The organism is Paenarthrobacter sp. NPDC089714, from assembly GCF_044748905.1.
Taxonomy (GTDB): Bacteria; Actinomycetota; Actinomycetes; order Actinomycetales; family Micrococcaceae; genus Arthrobacter.
Genome location: NZ_JBIVGX010000001.1, coordinates 835,798 through 859,379, shown reverse-complemented (window position 1 = coordinate 859,379; position 23,582 = coordinate 835,798). Strand labels below are relative to the sequence as shown.

Here is a 23,582-nt window from a genome sequence, read left to right as displayed (position 1 = left end):
CTCTCACCCAACAACCCTTAAAGCCAAACGCTCTCTCACTTCCGCCGGCCGGACCGGCTGGAAGTGAGAGAGCGTTGGCGTTTTTGGGCGGTTTGGTGAGAGAGGGTCCGTCAGGCCTCGGCGGGTTCCTCGTAGCGCGGGAACACCGGGGCGGGAGCCGGAAGCTCCGTGCCGGCAACGATCGGCGTGGCGATGGCAGCGAACTGGCGCGCCTCGCCTTCCGGCTGGCCAAGTACCTCAAGAAGCTTGGCGGACGACGACGGCATGACCGGTTGGGCGAGGATCGCCACGATCCGGACAACTTCCAAGGTGACGTACAGGACCGTGTTCATGCGCTCCAGGTCCGTCTTACGCAGCACCCACGGCGCCTGCTCGGCAAAGTAGGCGTTGGTATCGCCCAGCACCGTCCAGATTGCCTCGAGTGCACGGCTGAATTCCTGCTTCTCGAAGGCGCCACGGGCTGTTTCGAGCAGCGCGCCCGCCTTGGCAAGGAGTGCCTGGTCCTCGGCAGTGAATTCGCTGGGAACAGGGACCTTGCCTTCGCAGTTCTTGGCCACCATGGACAGCGAACGCTGGGCCAGGTTGCCGAAGTTGTTGGCGAGGTCCGAGTTCATGCGGCCCACGATGGCCTCATGGTTGTAGCTGCCATCGGCGCCGAACGGGACTTCGCGAAGGAAGAAGAAACGGCACTGGTCCAGTCCGTATTGCGTCACGAAGTCCTGCGGTGCCACCACGTTGCCGAGCGACTTGGACATCTTGACGCCATTGTTGGTCAGGAATCCGTGGATCATGACGCGTTTGGGCAGCTCAAGCCCGGCACTCATGAGGAACGCGGGCCAGTAGATGGCATGGAAACGGGAGATGTCCTTGCCGATCACGTGGACATCCGCCGGCCAGAACTTCTTGAAGGATTCGGAGTCCACGTCCGGGTAGCCTGCACCGGTCAGGTAGTTGGTGAGTGCATCCACCCAGACATACATGACATGCTTCTCGTCGCCCGGAACCGGAACGCCCCAGTCGAACGTGGTGCGGCTGATGGACAAGTCCTCAAGGCCACGCTTGACGAAGCTGATGACCTCATTGAACCGCGACTGCGGTGCCCCGAACTCGGGCTGTTCCTCGTACAACGCCAGCAGCTTTTCCTGGTAGGCGGACAGCCGGAAGAAGTAGCTCTCCTCCGCCGTCCACGTCACCAGGGTGTCGGTTTCCTTGGAGTAGCGCAGGCCGTCTTCCTTCACGACGGTATCGTCCTCGACGTAATACGCTTCGTCGCGGACGGAGTACCAGCCCTCGTACTTGGAGAGGTAGATATCGCCGTTGGCTTCCATCTTCTTCCAGATGGCCTGCGACGCCTCATAGTGGTCCGGGTCTGTGGTCCGGATGAAGCGGTCGTGGGAGATGCCCAGGTCCTTGCTCATCTGCTTGAAGGCAGCGGAGTTCCGGTCGGCCAGTTCCTTGGCGGTGAGGCCTTCCTTCTCGGCGGACTGCTGCATCTTGAGCCCGTGCTCATCGGTGCCGGTCATGAAGAACACCTCATGGCCGTCGAGGCGCTTGAAGCGCGCCATGGCATCAGTGGCGATGACCTCGTAGGCATGTCCGATGTGCGGCACGCCGTTGGGGTAGCTGATGGCCGTGGTGATGTAGAACGGGGATTTCTCTGCAGACGTCACTCTAAGAAGTTACCTTTATTTTCGGTGTTGAGAAGCTAGTTGAGCTCGGTCAGCGTATCGCTGAGCCGGACCAGTTCATGGTCGTGTGACGCCACGAGTACCGCGATGCCGTCGCTGGTGGTGTCCTTGAGGATGCCGATGATGCGGTTGGCGGCGGCGCGGTCAAGGCTGGCTGTGGGCTCGTCGACCACCAGGACGCGGGTGCCGAGGATCAGCGCCCGGGCAATGGCCACGCGCTGGCGCTCACCGCCTGAGAGCTGGGCCGGGCGGTGGCGCATGCGGCGACCCAGGCCCACCAGGTCCAGGAGGTCCTTGGCCATCTCGGTGCGCTGCTCCACTTCGCCGTCCGGAACGGCGGGCAGCAGGACGTTCTCCAGCGCGCTCATGCCGTCGATCAGGGCACCGCCCTGGTCCACATAGCCGATGAGTGCCCGACGGCGGTCGGCGATTTCGTCGTCGCCCATCGCTTCCAGGGACGTGCCTTCCCAAAAGACCTTGCCCGACGTCGGGAGCGTCAGTCCGGCGCTCACGGTCAGGATACTGGTCTTGCCGGAGCCGCTTCGGCCGGCGATGCAGTGCATCTCACCGGCGTGCAGCGTGAGGTTGAAGTCATCGACGACGTCCACTTCCTCGGCCCCGCCCTTGTCGCCACCGTAGTGGATGGTGACACGGCTCAGCTCCAGCGGAGTGGCGTGGTCGGCGGCCTTCACGATCGTGTTGGCGCGGGTCTGCAGCGACTCGTCCGTGGATTCCGGGGTCGCCGTCAGCTCGGGGTTGGGAGTCTCAGTCATTTGACTACTTTCGTTGCAATCGGAATCCAGCAAATTACGGCCAGCAGACCGGCCAGCCCGGCCCACAGAGCCGCGTAGGGAGCAAGGAGCAGACCCAGTCCCAGGGCGCCAAGGACGCCAAGGGGAAGGGCCACGGTGCCCACGAGGGCGTTTTCGAAGAAGCGGACCTGGCCCAGCATGTCCGGGTTCCAGCCCATGGCACGCAGGGTACCGAGGTACTCACGCTTGGCGTGGAGCTCGAACCGGCCGGTGACCAAGGTCAGCAGCAGGCCCACGAGCACACCGAACACGGCCAGGATCACACTGGGCAGGGCCACGCTCGCTGCCGCCAGGCCGCTGAGTGCGCTGGCGCCGGCGGCGCGGGGAATATCGATCAGCAAGGCGATCAGCGCACCCACGGCGGCACCGAAGACGCCCACGGCCACTGCCAGCGAGATCGAGTTGAACCGGTTGGTGGTCAGCTGCCTGTTGGCGAACGTCAGCGGCGAATCCACGGTGACGAGGCGTTCGTCGTGCTGGGGTTCCTGGTCCACTACAACGCGGTGGCGCAGTTGCTGGGCGGCGAGGAACGCAGCGCCCGCATAGATGATCAACATGGTGATCGAGACGATGACGGTGGCGAGGTTCCAGCTGAGCAGGCTCAGGATGATGCCGGCCGCAGCCAAGGCAGCCGCGCCCACGGCGAATTCCTCAAGGACCCAGGACCGGATGCGTTTCTGCGTCCAGCCCATGGCCCGGAGGATGCCGGCTTCGCTCCGGCGCTGCCGGATGTAGCTGACCGTCGATGCGCCCGTGAGAAGCGTGGCGCCGAGCAGGGTCAGGAAGAGGAGGGTGACGTTGGTGCCCGTCAGGGAGCCGGACACGGCATCGGCGGCATCCTGGCGGACCCACGACTGCTGGACGGTGCCCAGTGCCGATTCCTTGCCGGAGTCGTCCTTGCTGTAGCCGGGGACGAAGATGTTGGCGTCTTCACGCGCCGAGCCTGCAACCACGGTGGCTTCGAGTCCGAGCTCACGGATCTGGGCAGCGAGCTTCTCAACCTCCGGCTGCGCCTGCTTCCAGTTGCCCGTTGCATTGGCACGGACGCGGATGGCGTCGATGACGTTGGCGTTGGAGTCGTAGCCGCGGGCTGCGGCCAGGCCGTAGTAGTCCGTGATGGCACCGGCGGACTGGCTCACCAGGCCCGTGGCGCTCAGGGAAGGCTTCAGCTGCGTGCTGTCCACATCCTTGCCCTGGGCGTCCTTGCTCAGGGTCATGGGCGCGGGATCGTAGCCGCCGAGCGGAAGCTTGTTGACATCGCCCGCCGCTGCCTGGACGTCCGCGGGGTTGAAGGTTCCGTACACCATGGGCATCGGGGTAGCCGGCTTCTTGCCCGTGGCGAGGTCTTCCCGGTAGGAGCGTTCGTCAACGGGCTTGCGCTGGGTCTGGTCCACGGCGGCCCCGAACGACGACTTCTCGGGCAGGCGGTTGACCGTGACCCAGTCCCCCGGCGTCGCTGACTTGTCCGAGGCACCGTTGGCGGCCTGGTCGCCGTCCTTGTACTTCGGCGCGGCGGCGAAAGCCGTACTCCAGGTAGCCGGATCGTAAAGGCCCTGGCCGAAGGAGGCCGTGCTGCCCAGCAGCTGGCTGTGGTCGGTGGAGCCGGGCCATTCCAGGGCGAAGGGTGCCTTGGAAACGAACGGCAGGTAGTCCTTGTCCAGGGAGCGGGAAACCGTACCGACGTCCTTGACTACCTTGCCGGACGAATCGATTTCCTCGATCTTGACCGAGTACTGCAGGTCCAGGGACGTACCGGAGCGGACAATCAGCGGGATGGCCTGGGAATCGTCCGTCAGGAGACCGTCGCGCTTTGCCTGCTGGTACTGCGTCATGAGCGGAGCCCAGTACTTGAGCTTCACGCCGAGGAAGTCAGGGCCTTCCTCCAGCTGCTGCATGCTCAGGCCCGTGGTGAACAGGCTTTCGAAGTGCCGGCCGATCGCCCCGGCGTTGCGGGCATCCGCCGGCGGAGCCTTCTCCAGCGGCGCCAGGAAATCGCCCGCGGAGCCCAGGAGGGCCCGCTCCGAAGCGGGATCAACCGCGACGACGGACTCGGTCACCTCAGGTGCCAACGGGAGCGCCACGGAGAGGTTGAAGAGGTTGTGCTCCGAACCAAGGGCCGGGGCCGGGAACTTGATGCCTGTTTCGCCGTCGGGTCCGGAGATCCGGACGTTGGAGCCGCCTGCGGCCTGTTCCTGCACCAGGCGGCCCTTGCCCAGGGTGCCTTCGGCGCTGGTCTTGAACAACGTCTGCTGGTTGACGCCGTCGGAGCTCGTGGCCGTAGCCGTCAAGCGGTACTTCTTGGGGGTGTCCGACAACACCGACTCAGCGGCAGGCCATTTGCTGGAATCCATGGCGGACGGATCGCCTGCCGTCACGGCTCCGGCGAGCCCGGCGTTGTAGCCGAGGTAGTCCATGGCATTCAGGCGCGGCGCTTCAAGGTTCTGCGACACACGGGACACCAGGCTGATCGGGGCAGCCACGGACGTTTGGCCCATGGCACGGATCTTGTCCAGCTGGTCGAAGCTGATACCGCCCTGGCCGTTGGCGATTTCCGGTTGGATCAGCGCACCACCCTCGCCGTCCTTGGCCTGGTCAGGCTTCGCCTGGACCAGGATGTCGTACAGACCGCGCGAGTTCTCGTCCACGGTCCGGTTCAGGGCCGCCTGCGACTGGCTCTGGACGAGGACGGACAAGCACATCGCGACGATCAAAATGGCCGCGGTCAGCAGCAGCACACGGCTTCTGATGAACCTTTGGACGGCGTTCATTGGGCTCCCTGAGACCTTGATTGCGGGCGCGCACACATGGACCCTGACCCCTCGAAAACACAAAGGAATCCCGGGCTGTATGTGCAAAAAGTAGTGGCCGGCCTGCTGCCGGGTCCGAATCCCGGACCCAGCCATTGTAAGCAGACCGGCCACGCAAGCGTGTCAGAAGTGTGTCTCCACCACGCCAAAATCAGCTTTGAGGATGACTCCTAGTCCTCCAGGTCCACTTCGCGGACCATGTCCGCTCCGATGCCTGCCTTGATGGCCTCCAACACCTGCTGCGGGACCGAGCTGTCGATGGTCAGGAGCGCCAGGACCTGGCCACCTTCGGTCTGGCGGGCAACCTGCATGCCGCCGATGTTGATGTTGTTCATGCCGAGGATGTGGCCGATGGTGCCGATGACGCCCGGGCGGTCAGCGTAGGCAACAACCACCAGGTGCTCGCTGATGGGGATTTCGACGTCGTACCCGTTGACGCCTACCAGCTTCTCCACCTGCTTGGGCCCGGTCAGGGTACCGGCCACGGAGATCTGGGAACCGTCGCTGAGGGCGCCACGGATGGTCAGGACGTTGCGGTAATCTTCGGCGTCCGGCGTGGTGATCAGGCGGGTGTTGATGCCGCGCTGCTCGGCGATGACGGGGGCGTTGACGTAGGAAACCTGCTCGGTGACAACATCGGCGAACACACCCTTGAGGGCAGCCAGTTCCAGGACCTTGACGTCCAGGGCGGCGATTTCACCGGCAACCTCGACGTCGATCTGGGTCAGGGAAGCGTGTGTCAGGGCAGTGAAGATCCGGCCAAGCTTTTCGATCAGCGGGATGCCCGGTCGGATGTCGCTGGCAATGACGCCGCCGGCCACGTTGACGGCGTCCGGCACCAGTTCACCGGCCAGGGCGAGGCGGACCGACTTGGCCACCGAGACGCCGGCCTTCTCCTGGGCTTCGTCCGTGGAGGCACCAAGGTGCGGGGTCACCACGACGTTGTCGAGTTCGAAGAAGGGCAGGTCCGTACTGGGCTCCTTGACGAAGACGTCCACACCGGCGCCGGCAATCTGGCCTTCCTTCAAGGCGGTGTAGAGGGCTTCCTCGTCAACCAGGCCACCACGTGCCACGTTGATCACATACGCGGATTCCTTCATCTTGCGGAAGGCGTCAGCGCCCAGCATGCCTACCGTCTCAGGCGTCTTGGGCATGTGGATGGTGATGAAGTCCGCGTTGGCCAGGAGCTCGTCCAGGGTGACCAGCTTGACGCCCAACTGCGCCGCACGGGCAGCCGTGATGTAGGGGTCGTAGGCGAGGATCTCGGTGTCGAAGCCCTGAAGGCGGGCAGCCACGAGGGCACCGATGCGGCCCAGGCCAATGATGCCGATCTTCTTCTCGAACAGTTCGATGCCCGTGTACTTGGAACGCTTCCATTCGCCGTTCTTCAGGGCGGAGCTTGCCTGCGGGATGTGGCGGGCCAGGCTCAGGATGTGGCCCACCGTCAGTTCAGCGGCGGAAACGATGTTGGACGTGGGAGCGTTGACCACCATGACACCGGCCTGGGTGGCGGACTTGATGTCCACGTTGTCCAGCCCCACGCCGGCACGTGCGATGACCTTGAGGTTCTTCGCGGCGGCGATGGCTTCGGCATCAACCTGGGTGGCCGAACGGACCAGGATGGCGTCGACGTCGGCAATGGCGGACAGCAACTGGGAGCGGTCGGCGCCGTCGGTCTGGCGGATCTCGAAATCCGGGCCCAATGCCTCGACTGTGGCGGGCGAAAGTTCCTCGGCGAGGAGGACGACGGGTTTGGTGGCTGACACGGGGTGGCACCTTACTTTGGACAACTTGGGAACAGTACTGGACAAGGAGCGGATGCGTGGCCCGGGCACGACGCCGGGACCTGCCCAGAATATCGAATCAGGGCCGCTAAGCCGGTGCCCGGTTGGGGATGTTACGGGCAGGCCGGGCCGGTTGTGAAGAAGTTCACAGCCCACCGTTGGGAGCCGGAGGGCGGGTAGAACGGGCAATGCCCGCCCGGTATGTAGAAGCCGGACGGGCATTGCGGGGGAAGAATCAGCGTGCAGCCGAGCCTTCGACGTAGTCCTCGTCCTGCTGCTGCCAGGAGAAGAGCGAGCGGAGCTCGCGGCCAACTTCCTCGATCGGGTGCTGCTCTGCCTTGGCACGCAGTGCCTTGAACTCGGCGGCGCCGTTGTCCTGGTCGTCGATGAAGCGCTTGGCGAAGGCACCGGACTGGATGTCAGCCAGGACAGCCTTCATGTTTTCCTTCACCTCGGGGGTGATGACGCGCGGGCCGGAAACGTAGTCACCGTACTCGGCGGTGTCGGAGACGCTCCAGCGCTGCTTGGCGATGCCGCCCTCCCACATGAGGTCCACGATGAGCTTGAGCTCGTGGAGTACCTCGAAGTAGGCGATCTGCGGCTGGTAGCCGGCGTCGGTGAGGGTTTCGAAGCCGTACTGGATGAGCTGGGAAACGCCACCGCACAGGACGGACTGCTCGCCGAAGAGGTCCGTTTCGGTCTCTTCGGTGAAGGTGGTCTTGATGACACCGGCGCGGGTGCCGCCGATGGCCTTGGCGTAGGACTTGGCCAGGTCCCAGGCGGAACCGGAAGCGTCCTGTTCCACGGCGATGATGTCCGGGATGCCACGGCCGGCTTCGAATTCGCGGCGGACCGTGTGGCCCGGAGCCTTCGGAGCGATCAGGATGACGTCAACGCCGGCCGGAGCCTCGATGTAGCCGAAGCGGATGTTGAAGCCGTGGGCGAAGGCGAGTGCCTTGCCTTCGGTCAGCTTGTCCTTGATGGAGTCGTTGAAGATCGAACGCTGGTGCTGGTCCGGCGCGAGGATCATGATGACGTCGGCCCATTCGGCGGCGTCGGCGACGTTCTTGACGGTAAAGCCGGCGTCCTGTGCCTTGGCGGTCGACTTCGAGCCGTCCTTCAGCGCGATGACAACCTCGACGCCGGAATCGCGCAGGTTCAGCGCGTGGGCGTGGCCCTGGGAGCCGTAGCCGACAATGGCAACCTTGCGACCCTGGATGATCGACAGGTCTGCGTCGTCGTCGTAGAACATTTCAGTCACTTGCGTAACTCCTCTTGAGTGGATTTCTCGATATTGATGTGGTGCTGCGGTACGGGGCACTGCTCACGCGGAGCGGAGCGCCCTGTCACTCATGGAGCGGGATCCCCGTCCAACGGCCAAGGTGCCGGACTGCACAATTTCACGGATGCCGAACGGCTCCAGCACTGAAAGCAGCGCTGCGAGCTTCTCCGGGGTACCGGTTGCCTCAATCACCAACGAGTCTGTGGACACGTCGACAACAGCGGCGCGGAACAGGTCTGCAGCCTGGGTAACCTGCAGACGTGTCGCGGCATCCGCACGTACCTTGACCAGGATGTGGTCGCGCTGTACGGAAGATTCGGAAGTCAGTTCAACAATCTTGATCACGTTGACCAACTTGTTGAGCTGCTTGGTGACCTGCTCGATCAGGTCGCCGTCGGCGTCGACGACAACCGTCATGCGGGACATGCCGGGTACCTCGGTGGGTCCCACAGCCAGGGAGTTGATGTTGAATGCACGCCGGGCGAAGAGGCTGGCCACGCGGGTCAAAACGCCGGGCTTGTCTTCTACCAGAACGGACAGTGTGTGGCGGGTCATGCCTAGTCCTCCTCTTCCCATTCCGGGGTCATGTTGCGGGCAACCTGGATCTGGTCATTGCTGACGCCGGCGGGCACCATGGGCCACACCATCGAGTTGGGGCTCACCACGAAGTCGATGACCACGGGGCGGTCGTTGATTTCGAGGGCCTTCTGGATGGTGGCGTCGATGTCCTCGTCACGCTCGCATCGAAGTGCGGCGCAGCCGTAGGCGTCTGCCAGCTTGACGAAGTCCGGGATGCGGATGGTGTCGTGGCCGGTGTTCAGGTCCGTGTTGGAGTAGCGGCCTTCGTAGAACAGGGTCTGCCATTGGCGGACCATTCCCAGCGAAGAGTTGTTGATGATGGCAACCTTGATGGGAATGTTGTTGATGGCGCACGTGGCCAATTCCTGGTTGGTCATCTGGAAGCAGCCGTCGCCGTCGATGGCCCAGACCACACGGTCCGGCTCGCCCACCTTGGCACCCATGGCTGCCGGAACCGAGTATCCCATGGTTCCTGCGCCGCCGGAGTTCAGCCAGGCATGCGGGCGTTCGTAGTTGATGAACTGGGCTGCCCACATCTGGTGCTGCCCCACGCCGGCAACGTAGATGCCTTCAGGTCCGGTGAGTTCGCCGATGCGCTTGAGCACGCGCTGGGGTGCGCTCAGGCCGTCTTCGGGCTCGGTCCAGCCCAAGGGGTACGTTTCACGCAGGTTGTTCAGGAACGCCCACCACGAGTCCAGGTCCGGGGTCCCGCCCTGCTCGAACTGGGCCTTCACGGCCTCGGTCAGTTCCGGAATGATTTCCTTGACCGAGCCAACGATCGGGACATCCGCGGTGCGGTTCTTGGAGATCTCGGCGGGGTCGATGTCAGCGTGGATCACCTTGGCGAAGGGAGCGAACGTCTTCAGCACGCCCGTCACGCGGTCATCGAAGCGTGCCCCCAGGGTAATCAGGAGGTCTGCCTGCTGCAGCGCAGTGACAGCGGAAACGGAACCGTGCATGCCGGGCATGCCCACGTGCTGCGGGTGCGAGTCCGGGAAGGCGCCCCGGGCCATCAGGGTGGTGACCACAGGGGCACCGGTGGCCAGCGCGAGCTCCATGAGTTCGGCCGAAGCATGGCCCTTGACCACGCCGCCGCCCACGTAGAGGACAGGCTTGCTGGAGGCAGCAATCAGCTTGGCTGCTTCGCGCACCTGCTTGTTGTGGCCGCGCACCACGGGGCGGTAGCCGGGCAGGTCGATCTTCGGCGGCCAGGAGAAGGTCATCTGGCCAACCTGGGCGTCCTTGGCGATGTCCACCAGCACTGGACCGGGACGGCCAGTTGAGGCGAGGTGGAATGCCTCAGCCATGACGTGGGGGATGTCGTTGGGGTCCGTCACCAGGAACGAATGCTTGGTGATGGGCATGGTGATGCCCACAATGTCGGCTTCCTGGAAGGCATCGGTGCCAATGACACCACTGGCCACCTGGCCGGTGATGGCCACCATCGGCACGGAGTCCATGTGGGCATCCATGATGGCGGTGACGAGGTTGGTGGCACCGGGGCCCGAGGTGGCGATGCAAACACCAACCCGTCCGGTAACCATGGCGTAGCCTTGCGCGGCGTGGCCGGCTCCCTGTTCGTGACGGACCAGGATGTGATTCATCCTGGAGGCCATCAAGGGGTCGTAGGTGGGCAGGATCGCGCCACCGGGCAAACCGAAAATATCGTCCACGCCGAGTTCTTCGAGCGAACGGACAATTGCTTGCGAGCCGGTCATCACCGTTGGGGGTACAACGTTGTTCGGCCCAAGTACAGGAGAGAGAGGTGCAGCAGCGTCGACGACGGTGTCAGCCGTACGGTCGACCTTTTCCGGAGCTTTGGGGGCTCCAGTGGACTTTGCAGCCATCAGCGAGGGGCTGATCGGCGATCCTTTGCTCATCGGACTCTTCCTTAGTGGATCTTTGATGGGTCTTTGGGAATAAAAAAACCCCTCAGCCTTCCGGCTCTTCGAGGGGTTTGCGCGTGACAGTTCGTTACCAGTCGGGCTAAGCCACGCGCTTGGTAAGGACGACGACGCCGACGGTAACGAATGAGATCATGCGTTCAGTGTTCCCTCTAAGTGAGATGCGTGTCAATCGAGCACCATCGTATCCCACTATTTGGACAGCGGTGTCCAAGTGCCGGACTCCGCCACGGCTGGACGGGCGAAGTCCAGGCTTGCCGCTAGCCGCAGTAGGCGCCAGTGGAGGCGCTGTGCACCAGCTTGGCGTACTTGGCGAGGACGCCCTTGGTGAACTTCGCCGGCAGCGGCTCCCAGCCCACTTTTCGGGCCTCAAGCTCGGCCTCGTCCACCAAGAGGTCGAAGGACCTGGCGGCGATGTCCACGCGGATGCGGTCGCCGTCCTTCACGAAGGCGATGGGACCGCCGTCCACCGCTTCCGGCGCGACGTGGCCGATGCACAAGCCGGTTGTACCACCGGAGAAGCGGCCGTCGGTGAGGAGCAGGACATCCTTGCCCAGGCCTGCACCCTTGATCGCTCCGGTGATCGCGAGCATCTCGCGCATGCCGGGCCCACCCTTGGGTCCTTCGTAGCGGATCACCACCACGTCGCCCTTGTGGATCTCCCCATTGTCCAAAGCATCCAGGGCGCCTTGCTCACGTTCGAAGACGCGGGCAGTCCCTTCGAAGACATCCGCATCGAAGCCTGCAGTCTTCACCACGGCACCCTCTGGAGCCATGGAACCGTGGAGGATGGTGATGCCGCCGGTCTTGTGGATGGGGTTGTCCAGAGCGCGGATGATCTTGCCGTCGAGGTCCGGCGGATTGATGGACGCGAGGTTCTCCGCGAGGGTCTTGCCCGTCACGGTGAGGCAGTCACCGTGCAGCAGGCCGGCGTCGAGCAGTGCCTTCATGATGACCGGCACGCCGCCAATCCTGTCCACATCGGTCATGACGTACCGGCCGAAGGGCTTGAGGTCGCCCAGGTGCGGGATCTTGTCCCCGATCCTGTTGAAATCGGCCAGGGTCAACTCCACGTTGGCTTCCCGGGCGATGGCCAACAGATGGAGGACGGCGTTGGTGGAGCCACCGAAGGCCATGGTGACGGCAATGGCATTCTCGAAGGCTTCCTTGGTCATGATGTCGCGGGCTGTGATGCCGAGGCGGAGCAGGTTGACCACGGCCTCGCCGGACTTGCGCGCGAACTCATCACGACGACGGTCTGCCGAAGGAGGCGCCGCGGACCCGGGAAGAGACATTCCAAGGGCCTCCCCGATGCATGCCATGGTGTTGGCCGTGTACATGCCGCCGCAGGCGCCCTCGCCGGGACAGATGGCTTTCTCGATGCGGTTGAGGTCCTCGCGGCTCATCTTCCCCGCGGCGCAGGCCCCTACGGCTTCGAAGGCATCAATGAGGGTGACTTCCTTCTCGGAACCGTCCTCCAGTTTGACCCAGCCGGGCATGATCGATCCTGCATAAAGGAAGACGCTGGCAAGGTCCAGGCGGGCAGCGGCCATCAACATGCCCGGCAGCGACTTGTCACACCCTGCAAGGAGCACCGAACCGTCAATCCGTTCGGCCTGCATGACGGTTTCCACGGAATCCGCAATGACTTCGCGGGACACCAGGGAAAAGTGCATGCCCTCGTGTCCCATGGAAATACCGTCCGAGACGGAGATAGTGCCGAATTGCATGGGGAACCCTCCACCGGCGTGGACGCCTTCCTTGGCGCCCTGGGCAAGCCGGTTCAGGGAGAGGTTGCAAGGGGTGATTTCGTTCCAGGAACTGGCGACGCCGATTTGGGGCTTTTCGAAATCGTCGTCGCCCATGCCCACGGCGCGGAACATTCCGCGTGCGGGAGCGGCGTGAATGCCGTCAGTAACAACCCGGCTGCGGGGCTTGATGTCCGGCGCGGTATCTGCAATCTGGCTGGTCTCACTCATGCCCCAAAGTCTATGTGTCCACGCCCTCCCGGGAACCGGCCCAAGCCGGGAAAAACGCAAAAAGAAGAATATTTCCGGTAATCCCCCGGACACCCGAAGTGCTGGACAGTCAATAGGCAGCCACGTAACGTCGGAATCACGACTCACTGGAACGCTGCAAACCCCGGAAGCAGAAGGGCATCACCATGGATTGGTTGATTTGGGTCATTGTCATTGTGCTGGTTGTCGCCATTGTTTGGTGGCTTACAAGCCGGAACAACGCAAGGAATTCGGCGCCTGCCGCGAACGGCTCCGGAACCGGAACACCGGGGCAGCCCGGAACTACCCCGCCGGCCGCGATGGAACCCAGCAATGTTTCCACCATGCCTGACACCGCAGCCGCTGTTTCCGGCGTCGCAGGCATTGCGGGCGTCACCAATCTTGGGAAGGCTGCCGCCGAAGGCAGTGGACCCACCGAACCCGTCGCCGAGGAAGAGCCGGATTCGGCGTCAGCAGCAGATACCGGGGCCGGGACGGATACGGTCCCGGCCGGGCCTTCCGGAGCTGCCCGTGTCGATTCCACGCCGGAAACCGGGCAGACCGTTCCGAACGAGCCGGTGGTGGAAACTCCGGTGCTCGATGAGCCTGTAGTGGACGAACCGGTGGTGGACACCCATGCCACGGTGGCAACAGCCGATGCCGGAGACGTCGACGATTGGCAGTCAGGACCTACCGCGGACGACGTTGCACGCGCCGATGATGCCACGGTCAAAGACACCGCCGGCGAGGATGCAGCCGACAAGGACGAATGGGAATCCTCCTGGACCGACGCGGCCGGGGCTCCCCTCCACCACCACGAATACACGGATCCCCACTCCCCCACGCTTCCCGGGGCGGAAACGGCTGCTGCGGAAGAGTCCGATCAACCGCTTGCTTCCGCATCAGGACACCTTGCCGCCGACCATCCCTACGGCGTCGGCTCGGCGGGAGCAGCCGCGGATGGAACCGGCCCGGAGGGATACCCCGTCAAGGGCGATGCCACCACCATGACCTACCACGAAGAAGATGCCGCCAGCTACGCCGAGGCTCCGGCCGACGTCTGGTTCGAATCGGCCGCCCACGCAGAAGCGGCCGGGTTCCGCGCGCCCCGGCGCAACCGGCACTAGCCGGACAGCGGACCGTGAACTGTGCCCGGCACCTGAGATGAACGGGTCCAAGCCATCGCCTGCGCAACGCCTTTCCCTGAGGGTGCGTGCGCTGGCTTTGGCTTGCTCCCTGATGCCGGCCCTGGCCGCCTGCACGGGCAGCCCATCGTCTCCCGGAACTGCCGCGACACCCGGTGGTACGCAGCAACAAGGCGGTACGGCGTCGACGGCTACGCCGGCCAGCCCGCAGCTCAGGGACAAGCTCGACGTCGGGCTGCGGCTTCCGTGGTCGGTGGTGTTCCTGCCGGACGGCGCAGCCGTCATATCCGAACGCGATTCGGCCCTCCTCAAGGAAATCCGCGACGGCCGCGCCACAACCATCGGCGAGGTCCCCGGCGTCGAACCCGGTGGAGAAGGCGGTTTGCTGGGACTTGCCGTGTCGCCGGACTTCGCCTCCGACCGGTGGCTGTACGCCTACTTCACCTCAGAGGCAGACAATCGCATCGCCCGGATGAAGCTGACCCGGGACGCCGCTGGCCGACTGTCGCTGGGCGAAGCCGACGTTGTCTTCTCCGGAATTCCCAAGGCCTCCACGCACAACGGGGGCCGGATCCGGTTCGGCCCCGACGGATTCCTCTACGTTGGCACGGGAGACTCGCAGCGCCGGGACCAACCGCAGGACATCAAGGCCCTGGGCGGAAAGATCCTGCGGCTGACCCCCGATGGCAACCCGGCCCCGGGCAACCCGTTCGGCGACAACCCCGTGTACAGCTACGGGCACCGGAACGTCCAAGGACTCGCCTGGGACGCTGACGGACGGCTCTGGGCCAGCGAGTTCGGCCCTGACGTGGACGACGAGTTGAACCTGATCACCCCGGGCGGCGACTACGGCTGGCCCACCGTCACGGGAGCACCGGGCCGAAGCGGTCTCCTGGATGCCAAGGTGGTGTGGCCGTCGACGGCGGACGCCTCGCCCAGCGGACTGGAAATCGTCGAAGGCGTCGCCTATACCGGCGCCCTTCGGGGACAGCGCTTATGGGCGGTCCCGCTCAACGGTGAAACCGCAGGCACTCCTGTGGCTTTCTTCACAGCGGAATATGGACGGCTCAGGGATGTGGCGAAGGCCCCTGACGGCTCCCTTTGGGTGCTGAGCAACAACAGAAACCCTGACTTCGTGCTGGTTTTGGAGCCTCAGCCCTGACCAGCCATGCCATCCCACGGACGATTTCACAGTTCCGGGGAAGTCGTGTAGAGTTACTTGTCGTTGCGGAGATCGCCAAGGAACTAAAAGCCCCAAGGCCGATCGAAATCAACAGTTGCACCTCTAGCTCAACTGGCAGAGCAATTGACTCTTAATCAATGGGTTCCGGGTTCGAGTCCCGGGGGGTGCACCAAAGAAAAAGCCCCGAAGTGAATTTCACTTCGGGGCTTTTTGCTGTCCACTTTGGATCCTGGGAATGGAAGACTGTGCGGTCCGTCACTGTTTGTACAAAGTGGTCATCACCGCCGAAAAAGTAGTGTAGAGTTGTCTGTCGTTGCGGCGGTCAACGAGGAAAACAATTCCTCGAAGAAACCGAAACAACAGCTGCACCTCTAGCTCAACTGGCAGAGCAATTGACTCTTAATCAATGGGTTCCGGGTTCGAGTCCCGGGGGGTGCACCAAAAAGAAAAGGCTTCGACCGTCACAGACGGTCGAAGCCTTTTCTTTATGCCCAAAGCGCTCCTGGCCGAAGCCAGGAACCGCCTAGAGGTTGATGTCGTCAGTAGGTTCTTCTTTGATGGGGGCTCCAATGAGTCCGCGCACAACGATCCGCAGTTCGTCACGGAGCCTGGCAGTATCCACGGCCACCGGGGCCAGCACGTCCTGCTCGAGCTTCACGGCTTCCGAGAGGGCTTCCCTTCCGGCCTCGGTCAAAGTGACCACATGGCTGCGGCGGTCCGAGTCGCTACGGTGCCGGGTCACATGCCCGTGGAGTTCGAGCCGCGCCAGGGTGGTGCCCATGGTCTGGGCCTTCACGCGCGCTACTTCGGCCAGGGCGGCCTGGGTGATAGGGCCTTTGACCGCGAGTACCTGCATGGCAATAACGCCTGCATGGGTCAGTCCAATAGCTTTTAATTTTTCGTTCCACGAGATTTCCACGAGCCGCGCAGCGGTCGAAAGCAGTCGCGTCGTGGGCCATCTCTCCATATCAGGCATGCCGCCAGTATATGCGGCGGGCACCCGGTGCCGTGGCTTCCGCACACTAAACTGGGGAATCGCGAACGTTATCTAGGAGCAAATTGTGGCGGAACGACTCATTCCCGGGGACCCAGCCCCGGACTTCACACTGACTGACAAAGACGGCAGCAGGATCAGCCTCTCGGACTTTCGAGGCAAGAAAACAATCGTCTACTTCTATCCGGCGGCCTCCACACCCGGATGTACCAAACAGGCGTGCGACTTCCGGGACTCGCTGGCATCGCTCAAGGGTGCAGGCTACGAGGTCCTCGGAATCTCGCCCGACTCCTCCGCAGCCCTGGCCAAGTTCGCCACGGAAGAACACCTGACCTTTCCACTGCTCTCCGACGAGGACCACGCTGTCGCCGACGCGTACGCAGCCTGGGGAGAGAAGAAGAACTACGGCAAGACCTACATGGGCCTCATCCGGTCCACCGTGGTGATCGATCCCCAGGGGAAAGTGGAACTGGCCCAGTACAACGTCCGGGCAACCGGCCACGTTGCCAAGCTGCGCCGGGACCTCAAGCTCGATAAGTAGCGGGTAGACTGTAGCCCGATACACCGCCATGGCCTTCCCCGGGTTGGTCATGGCCACCCAGCGCGAGTGGTGAAATTGGCAGACACGCAGGATTTAGGTTCCTGTGCCTTCGGGCGTGGGGGTTCAAGTCCCCCCTTGCGCACAGTGGCACCCCCGGCACTTGCCGGGGGTGCCTTCTTCGTGGACCGGTGGCTCACAGGACGTTCAATTACACTGGAATGCGGTCTGGCCGAAGCCGGTCAGGACCACTTCCAACCGGCTTGAGGGGACAAGAGTGGCAAGCAGCAAGATACGGCGACTGGGCAAGCAGTGCGGTGCCGTCATCCTGGCCCTTGGATTGGCCGCCTGCACGGGAACGCCCGGGCCCCCGCCGTCTTCTTCCACGGGAAGTTCAGCCCCGGCAGCCCCCACCGCTACCTTCAACTTTGGCACGGCTTCCATGCCGCTGGGACTGGATCCCGCCATGACGTCCGATTCCGAGGCCTACAGGGTGACCCGGCAGGTCCTCGAAGGCCTCGTCGGCGTGGACGGCTCCACCGGGCAGACCACTCCGCTGCTTGCCACGGAATGGAAGGACAGCAACAACGGGCTGAGCTATGACTTCACGCTTCGCGAAAAGGTCGCGTTCCACGACGGCACGCCCTTCGACGCGACGGCCGTTTGCGCCAATTTCAACCGTTGGTTCACCTTCTCCGCGGACCTCCGCAAGCAAGCACCGGGAATCTCCTTCCAGGGCGTCTTCAAGGCCTACTCGGATGAGCCGGTGTTCTCAATCTTCAAGGACTGCAAAGTTGTTGCGCCCACCAAGGTGCAGATCAACCTGACACGTCCTTTCACGGGTTTCCTGCAGGCTTTGACACTTCCCGCCTTCGCGATCTCCTCCCCCAAGGCGCTGGAAGCCCAGAAGGCCAACGTCCTGGACACGACAAGGAACGGCCAGGCGATCTCCGCCTACGCGACCCACCCGGTTGGCACCGGCCCGTACACGTTCAGTGCATGGGACGAGCAGAAGGTCACCTTGACCAGCAATGAGTCCTATTGGGGCAACAGGGGCCAGATCGCCACGATCAACTTCATTCCTTATGACCGCGCCGAAACGAGGCAGCAGGCCTTGCTCGACGGCAAGATCGATGCCTACGACCTCGTGACGTCCGGCACCTTCGACCAACTGGTTAAGAAGGGCGTCCAGATCATCCAGCGTGATCCCTTTTCCGTGATGTACCTGGGCATCAACCAGGCCGTGGCCCCGCTGGACAAGCTTGAGGTGCGGCAGGCCATTGAGATGTCCATCGACAAGGAAACGCTGATCCGCCGCTTCTTCATCGACAACACGGCCCAAGCCTCCCAGTTCGTACCCCCGAAGCTCAGTGGCTTCAATAACAACGCTCCGTCGCTGGGCTACAACCCGGACAAGGCCAAGGAACTCCTGAAGAAGGCCGGCTATAACGGCGAAGAACTCAAGTTCTACTACCCCCTCAACGCCACGCGGGCCTACCTCCCGACGCCGGAGAAGGTCTACGCGGAGATCAGCCGTCAGCTGGTCGCCGTAGGGATCAACGTCAAGCCCGTTCCCATCAACTGGGAGGACGGCTACCTGCAAAAGGTCCAGTCCCCTGGTGACCACGCTTTGCACCTGTTGGGCTGGAACGGCTCCTATGCGGATGCCGACAACTTCCTGGGACCACTGTTCGGCGAGGCGCGGCCCGAGTTCGGCTACTCGGACGCGGAGGTGTTCCACAAGATCGAACGTGCCCGCGCGCTTCCCAACGGTGACGCCAGGAACACCGAGTACCAGTCCATCAACGCAGAGATCGCAGCGTCCGTACCCGCCGTGCCGATAGCCTTCCCGATCTCCGCCCTGGCGCTCTCCAACAAGGTGGAAAGCTACCCTGCATCCCCGGTCTTGAACGAAGTTTTCACAAACGTCCGCTTAAAGCCTTGACGATTCCCGGCAATTTCAGTATTGGGTGCGCACGGGGATATTCTGTGACAGCCAGTGCCGCCGCTATCGGAGATTGATTGTGACCTTCATTTCCAAGACTCAACATGCCGACGTCGTCCTTATTGGCGGCGGAATCATGAGTGCCACCCTGGGTGCGTTCATCAAGCAGCTTGAACCCACCTGGACCATCTCCCTGTTCGAACGCCTCGACGAAGCCGGGCTGGAAAGCTCCGGCCCCTGGAACAACGCCGGTACCGGCCATGCCGCGCTGTGTGAGCTCAACTACTCCCCCGCGGCCAAGGACGGCTCGGTGGATCCCGCCAAGGCCATCCACATCAATGAGCAGTTCCAGCTTTCGCGCCAGTTCTGGTCCCACCTGGTGGACAGCAACGTGATCGGCTCCCCCAAGGGCTTCATCAACACCGTTCCGCACATGAGCTTCGTCATTGGCGACGACCACGCGAACTTCCTCAAGACCCGCTACGAGGCCCTCAAGCCCAACACCCTGTTCCGGAGCATGGAATACACCGAGGACCAGGCGCAGATCGCCAAGTGGGCACCGTTGATCGTCAAGGGCCGCGACCGCAAGCAGCGGGTCGCTGCAACGCGCGCAGCTGAAGGCACCGACGTCGATTTTGGCGCCCTGACCCGCGAGCTGACCAGCTACCTGCGCAGCAGCGGTGCAGAGGTCAACTACGGCCATGACGTGACCAACATCAACCGCGCCGCCGGCGGCGGCTGGGACCTGTCCCTCAAGCACGCAAAGTCCGGCGAGCACGGCAGGATCCACGCCAAGTTCGTCTTCGTCGGGGCCGGCGGCGGCGCCCTCCACTTGCTGCAGGCCTCCGGCATTCCGGAGAGCAAGGGCTACGGCGGCTTCCCCGTCTCCGGACAGTTCTTCCGTTGCACCGATGAGGCCATCACGTCCCAGCACAGCGCCAAGGTCTATGGCCAGGCTTCCGTGGGGGCTCCGCCCATGTCCGTCCCCCACCTGGATACCCGCTTCGTGGACGGCAAGCGTTCGCTCCTCTTCGGCCCCTACGCAGGTTTCTCCACCAACTTCCTGAAGACCTCCAGCTACCTGGACCTTCCCTTGTCCATCCGCCCTGGAAACATCATTCCCATGCTGGCAGTGGCCAAGGACAACATGGACCTCACGGCCTATCTCATCAAGGAAGTGGCCAAGCGCCACGAAGCCAAGGTGGAATCCCTGCGCGAGTACTACCCCGAGGCCACCGGTGGCGACTGGGAACTCATTACCGCCGGACAGCGCGTACAGATCATCAAGAAGCACCCGCAAAAGGGTGGCATCCTGCAGTTCGGCACCGAGGTGATCGCTTCCCGCGATGGCTCGATCGGCGCCTTGCTTGGCGCTTCCCCGGGAGCCTCCACTGCCGTGCCGATCATGATCGAACTGCTGCAGAAGTCCTTCCCGAAGAACTTCAAGGGCTGGCAGTCCAAGCTCAAGGACATGATGCCGGGCTACGGCGTCAAGCTCAACGAGAACCCGGAGCTTGCCGCGGAACTCGAAGCCAGCACTGCGCGTTCCCTGCAATTGGACACCGCACCCGCGCTCCAGAGCTAGTATCCAGGGGCTGCGGCCGGTTCCCGTCAGCCGAACACTTCCGTAGACCTCAGGAGACAATGCAATGTTCCGCCTGGCCACGCTGTCCCTGGGAAACCGGGCCCTGATCGCGCTGATCACCGTCTTTGCGGCGGTGTTCGGCGTGATCACCATGGGTTCGCTCAAGCAGGAGCTCATCCCGTCCATTGAGTTCCCCCAGATCACCGTGGTCACCTCCATGCCGGGCGCGTCCCCTGAAGTGGTGGACAAGCAACTCAGCCGGCCCCTCGAAACGGCGCTGAACAGCGTGGAGGGGCTCGAGTCCACCACTTCCACCTCGCGCAACGGCGTTTCGCAGATCACCATGGTGTTCACCTATGGGTCCAACCTGGACAGGGCCAGGAACCAGATCGACCGGGCCATCTCCAACGCCAAGCGGGTGCTGCCCGCCGACGTCGAACCCCAGTCCATTGCCGGGAACATCAGCGATTTCCCGATCGTTTTCCTGGCGGTGTCCTCGGACAAGCCGTTGAGCGAACTGAACGCCGACCTCCAGCGCCTGAGTGTTCCGCGCCTCCAAAAGATCGACGGCGTCCGTGGCGCCGACGTGACGGGCGGCGCCACGCAGCACATCCTGGTCCAACCGCGGCCCGCGGACCTGGCAAGCTCCGGGGCCTCCGTCCAGTCCATCAGCGCTGCTTTGAAGAACAACGGCGCACTGGTTCCGGTGGGCACCATCGAGGACCAGGGCAAGACGCTCTCCCTCCAGCTCGGCAGCCCTGTCGACTCGCTGGACGTCATCAAGGGCCTTCCGCTGACAGGAGCCAAGGGCGCAGCAACCATTGGGGCAGTGGCCGATGTCAGCATCGAGGACGACGCAGCCACGTCCATCACGCGGACCAACGGCAAACCGACCCTTGCGTTGTCCGTCACCAAGAAACCCGAAGGCGATACTGTCGCCATCTCGCATGCCGTTCGCGACGCCATCGGCCCGATGCAGGACGAGCTCGGCAACAACGCGGTCTTCACCCCGGTCTTCGACCAAGCGCCGTTCATCGAAAAGTCCATCAAGGACCTCACCACAGAGGGCCTCCTGGGCCTGGGCTTTGCCGTGGCCGTGATCCTGGTGTTCCTGATGTCGGTCCGGTCCACCTTGGTCACTGCCGTTTCCATCCCGCTGTCCCTCCTGATCACCTTCATCGGGATCTCGGCCACGGGCTACTCGTTGAACATCCTGACGCTGGGTGCGTTGACCATTGCGATTGGCCGCGTGGTGGACGACTCGATCGTGGTCATTGAGAACATCAAGCGACACTTGAGCTACGGCGAGCCCAAGCTGACGGCGATCGTCACCTCCATCCGGGAAGTCGCCGGCGCAATTACCGCCTCCACCCTCACCACTGTGGCGGTCTTCCTGCCCATCGCCTTCGTGGGCGATCTCGCCGGCGAACTGTTCCGGCCGTTTGCCTTGACGGTCACCATCGCCCTGCTGTCCTCTCTGCTCGTTTCGCTGACGATCGTTCCCGTGCTCGCCTATTGGTTCCTCGCTGCGCCGGCCCGGGAAGCCGCGGAGCCAACCGCCACCACTGCCGAGCAGGCCAGGGAAGCCGAGCAGCGGACCCGGCTCCAGCGTGGGTACCTGCCCATACTTGCCAAGACGCAGAAGCACCCGGTCATCACCCTTACCGCCGCCGTCCTGATCCTCGTGGCCACCGCGGCGGCGTCTCCCCTGCTGGCCACGGACCTGCTGGGCCGGTCCGGAGAGAACAGCATGACGGTGCGCCAGGTCCTCCCGGCCGGCACCAGCCTTGAGGCGACCAGCCAGGAAGCCGGCAAAGTGGAGGACATCCTGCGGGGCACGGAGGGCATCAAGGACGTCCAGGTGACCTCCGGCAACGCGCAAACAGGCTTTGCGGCCCTGACATCCACCGGCGCTTCGAATTCGACCTTCACCATCGTCACCGACGAGAAGGCCAACCAGAAGAAGCTCCAGGACGACGTCCGGGCCAAGCTGGCCGATGCAGCGGGCAAGATCACCGTTGGCTCACAGCAGGGTGGCTTCGGCACGTCCTCCACGGTGGACATCACCATCAAGGCGGCCAATTCCGCCGATCTGCAAACAGCCAGCGACGCGATGGTGAAAGCAATGGACGGGGTGCCGGGAAGTACGGAAGTCTCCACCAACCTCGCAGCCAGCCAACCCGTGGTCCAGGTCCGGGTGGACCGGGCCAAAACCGTGGCCGCAGGACTGACCGAGGAACAGGTGGGAGCCTTCCTCGCCTCGACGGTCAGCCCCCTTCCGGCCGGTACGGTCCGGATCAGCACCAACGATTTCCCGGTCCAGATCGGCAAGGGCACCCGCTTTACGAGCATTGCCGCGGTCAAGGCGGTCCAGCTGCCCACGGCGCGGGGTCCGGTGGCGCTCGACTCCATTGCCGCCGTCGAGCAGGTGGACACTCCGGTGTCCATCACCAGCAGCAACGGCCAGCGCACCGCGAAGGTGACCGTGACGCCGTCGGGCTCCAACCTGGGCAGCGTCAGCGCCGCGGTGCAGGAGCGGCTGGCCTCCGTACAGCTGCCGGCCGGTGTCACGGCCGCCATCGGCGGGGCCACGACACAGCAGGCCGAGTCGTTCAGACAGCTGGGCATGGCCCTCCTGGCGGCAATCGCGATTGTCTACGTCATTATGGTGGCGGCCTTCAAGTCGCTCATCCAGCCCCTGATCCTGCTGGTCTCGGTGCCCTTCGCCGCAACAGGGGCCGTGGGGCTCCTGCTGTTGACGGGCGTTCCGCTGGGCCTCCCCTCGCTGATCGGCATGCTGATGCTGGTGGGGATCGTGGTGACAAACGCCATCGTGCTGATCGACCTCATTAACCAATACCGGAAACCGCACGATGGAAGGCCGGGGATGAGCGTCGCGGACGCCATCACCCACGGTGCCCGGCAGCGCCTGCGTCCCATCCTCATGACTGCCCTGGCCACGGTGTTTGCCCTGACTCCCATGGCCCTGGGCCTGACGGGCGGCGGGGGGTTCATTTCACAGCCGTTGGCCATTGTGGTGATCGGCGGCCTGGTTTCGTCCACGGCGCTGACGCTGGTCCTGGTGCCGGTCCTCTACAAACTGGTGGAAGGCCGACGGGAGAAGAAGGAGCTCCAGAAAGCCCTCCACCAGAAGCCTGAACCGGCAAAGGGCAACGGCGGAGACGGCGACTTCGGCGACTTCGGCGACTGGACCACGGGTGCCGTACCGCGGGTCACCGGCAGGCGGGCCGCCCACAACCCCGCGGAATAGCCGCATTCTCCAAGCAGGAAACAACAGGACAGGGCCGGGAACATTTCCCGGCCCTGTCCTGTTACAGG

General features: G+C 63.7%; 15 protein-coding genes and 3 tRNA genes. 9 read left to right on the top strand and 9 right to left on the bottom strand.

The annotated features are described in order from the left end of the window. Positions 1–110: 110 nt before the first annotated feature. The 8 genes from metG to ilvD form a co-directional block, all read right to left on the bottom strand. Positions 111–1,670 carry a methionine--tRNA ligase gene (gene metG, locus ACIPY3_RS04155; RefSeq protein ID WP_400330398.1) on the bottom strand — a complete coding sequence of 520 codons (1,560 nt, stop codon included), beginning with the start codon at positions 1,668–1,670 and terminating at the stop codon, positions 111–113. A gap of 35 nt (positions 1,671–1,705) precedes the next feature. Continuing rightward, positions 1,706–2,461: an ABC transporter ATP-binding protein gene (locus tag ACIPY3_RS04150; RefSeq protein ID WP_397322510.1), complete on the bottom strand. Its 756-nt coding sequence runs from the start codon at positions 2,459–2,461 to the stop codon at positions 1,706–1,708. Next, positions 2,458–5,268 (bottom strand): FtsX-like permease family protein, encoded by a 2,811-nt coding sequence (locus tag ACIPY3_RS04145; RefSeq protein ID WP_400330394.1) that lies wholly within the window; start codon positions 5,266–5,268, stop codon positions 2,458–2,460. The genes ACIPY3_RS04150 and ACIPY3_RS04145 overlap by 4 nt, the downstream gene beginning before the upstream one ends. 209 nt (positions 5,269–5,477) lie before the next feature. Beyond that, entirely contained in the window at positions 5,478–7,073 is a 1,596-nt protein-coding gene (serA, locus tag ACIPY3_RS04140) for a phosphoglycerate dehydrogenase (RefSeq protein ID WP_397322508.1), read from the bottom strand. A 253-nt stretch (positions 7,074–7,326) separates the two neighbouring features. Beyond that, positions 7,327–8,352, bottom strand: coding sequence for a ketol-acid reductoisomerase (gene ilvC / locus ACIPY3_RS04135; RefSeq protein ID WP_400330391.1), 1,026 nt, complete (start codon positions 8,350–8,352; stop codon positions 7,327–7,329). Between the two features lie 63 nt (positions 8,353–8,415). Continuing rightward, positions 8,416–8,928 (bottom strand): acetolactate synthase small subunit, encoded by a 513-nt coding sequence (gene ilvN, locus ACIPY3_RS04130; RefSeq protein ID WP_021470923.1) that lies wholly within the window; start codon positions 8,926–8,928, stop codon positions 8,416–8,418. 2 nt (positions 8,929–8,930) lie between these two features. Then, positions 8,931–10,832, bottom strand: a complete 1,902-nt coding sequence (locus ACIPY3_RS04125; protein ID WP_400330389.1) for an acetolactate synthase large subunit — start codon at positions 10,830–10,832, stop codon at positions 8,931–8,933. A 284-nt stretch (positions 10,833–11,116) separates the two neighbouring features. Continuing rightward, entirely contained in the window at positions 11,117–12,835 is a 1,719-nt protein-coding gene (gene ilvD / locus ACIPY3_RS04120; protein ID WP_400330387.1) for a dihydroxy-acid dehydratase, read from the bottom strand. A gap of 185 nt (positions 12,836–13,020) precedes the next feature. Between ilvD and ACIPY3_RS04115 the strand changes: the two genes are divergently transcribed. From ACIPY3_RS04115 to ACIPY3_RS04100, 4 genes are all read left to right on the top strand, one after another. Then, positions 13,021–13,980 carry a hypothetical protein gene (locus ACIPY3_RS04115; RefSeq protein WP_400330384.1) on the top strand — a complete coding sequence of 320 codons (960 nt, stop codon included), beginning with the start codon at positions 13,021–13,023 and terminating at the stop codon, positions 13,978–13,980. 37 nt (positions 13,981–14,017) lie between these two features. After that, positions 14,018–15,160, top strand: coding sequence for a PQQ-dependent sugar dehydrogenase (locus ACIPY3_RS04110; protein WP_400330381.1), 1,143 nt, complete (start codon positions 14,018–14,020; stop codon positions 15,158–15,160). A gap of 117 nt (positions 15,161–15,277) precedes the next feature. Beyond that, positions 15,278–15,353 (top strand) — tRNA-Lys (locus tag ACIPY3_RS04105). A 193-nt stretch (positions 15,354–15,546) separates the two neighbouring features. After that, positions 15,547–15,622, top strand: a tRNA-Lys gene (locus ACIPY3_RS04100). A gap of 82 nt (positions 15,623–15,704) precedes the next feature. Here ACIPY3_RS04100 and ACIPY3_RS04095 read toward each other — a convergent pair. Further along, positions 15,705–16,157: a MarR family winged helix-turn-helix transcriptional regulator gene (locus ACIPY3_RS04095; protein WP_400330379.1), complete on the bottom strand. Its 453-nt coding sequence runs from the start codon at positions 16,155–16,157 to the stop codon at positions 15,705–15,707. Positions 16,158–16,242: 85 nt separating this feature from the next. Here ACIPY3_RS04095 and bcp point away from each other — a divergent pair, with 85 nt between their 5' ends. From bcp to ACIPY3_RS04070, 5 genes are all read left to right on the top strand, one after another. Further along, positions 16,243–16,716 carry a thioredoxin-dependent thiol peroxidase gene (gene bcp / locus ACIPY3_RS04090; RefSeq protein WP_400330376.1) on the top strand — a complete coding sequence of 158 codons (474 nt, stop codon included), beginning with the start codon at positions 16,243–16,245 and terminating at the stop codon, positions 16,714–16,716. A gap of 60 nt (positions 16,717–16,776) precedes the next feature. Then, positions 16,777–16,858: transfer RNA gene (locus ACIPY3_RS04085), tRNA-Leu, on the top strand. 132 nt (positions 16,859–16,990) lie between these two features. Next, a complete protein-coding gene (locus tag ACIPY3_RS04080; RefSeq protein WP_400330373.1) occupies positions 16,991–18,658 on the top strand; it encodes an ABC transporter substrate-binding protein in 1,668 nt (555 codons plus the stop codon). A 79-nt stretch (positions 18,659–18,737) separates the two neighbouring features. Continuing rightward, positions 18,738–20,243, top strand: a complete 1,506-nt coding sequence (locus ACIPY3_RS04075) for a malate:quinone oxidoreductase (RefSeq protein WP_400330370.1) — start codon at positions 18,738–18,740, stop codon at positions 20,241–20,243. A gap of 64 nt (positions 20,244–20,307) precedes the next feature. Beyond that, positions 20,308–23,514, top strand: coding sequence for an efflux RND transporter permease subunit (locus tag ACIPY3_RS04070; protein WP_400330368.1), 3,207 nt, complete (start codon positions 20,308–20,310; stop codon positions 23,512–23,514). The last annotated feature ends 68 nt before the right edge of the window (positions 23,515–23,582 follow it).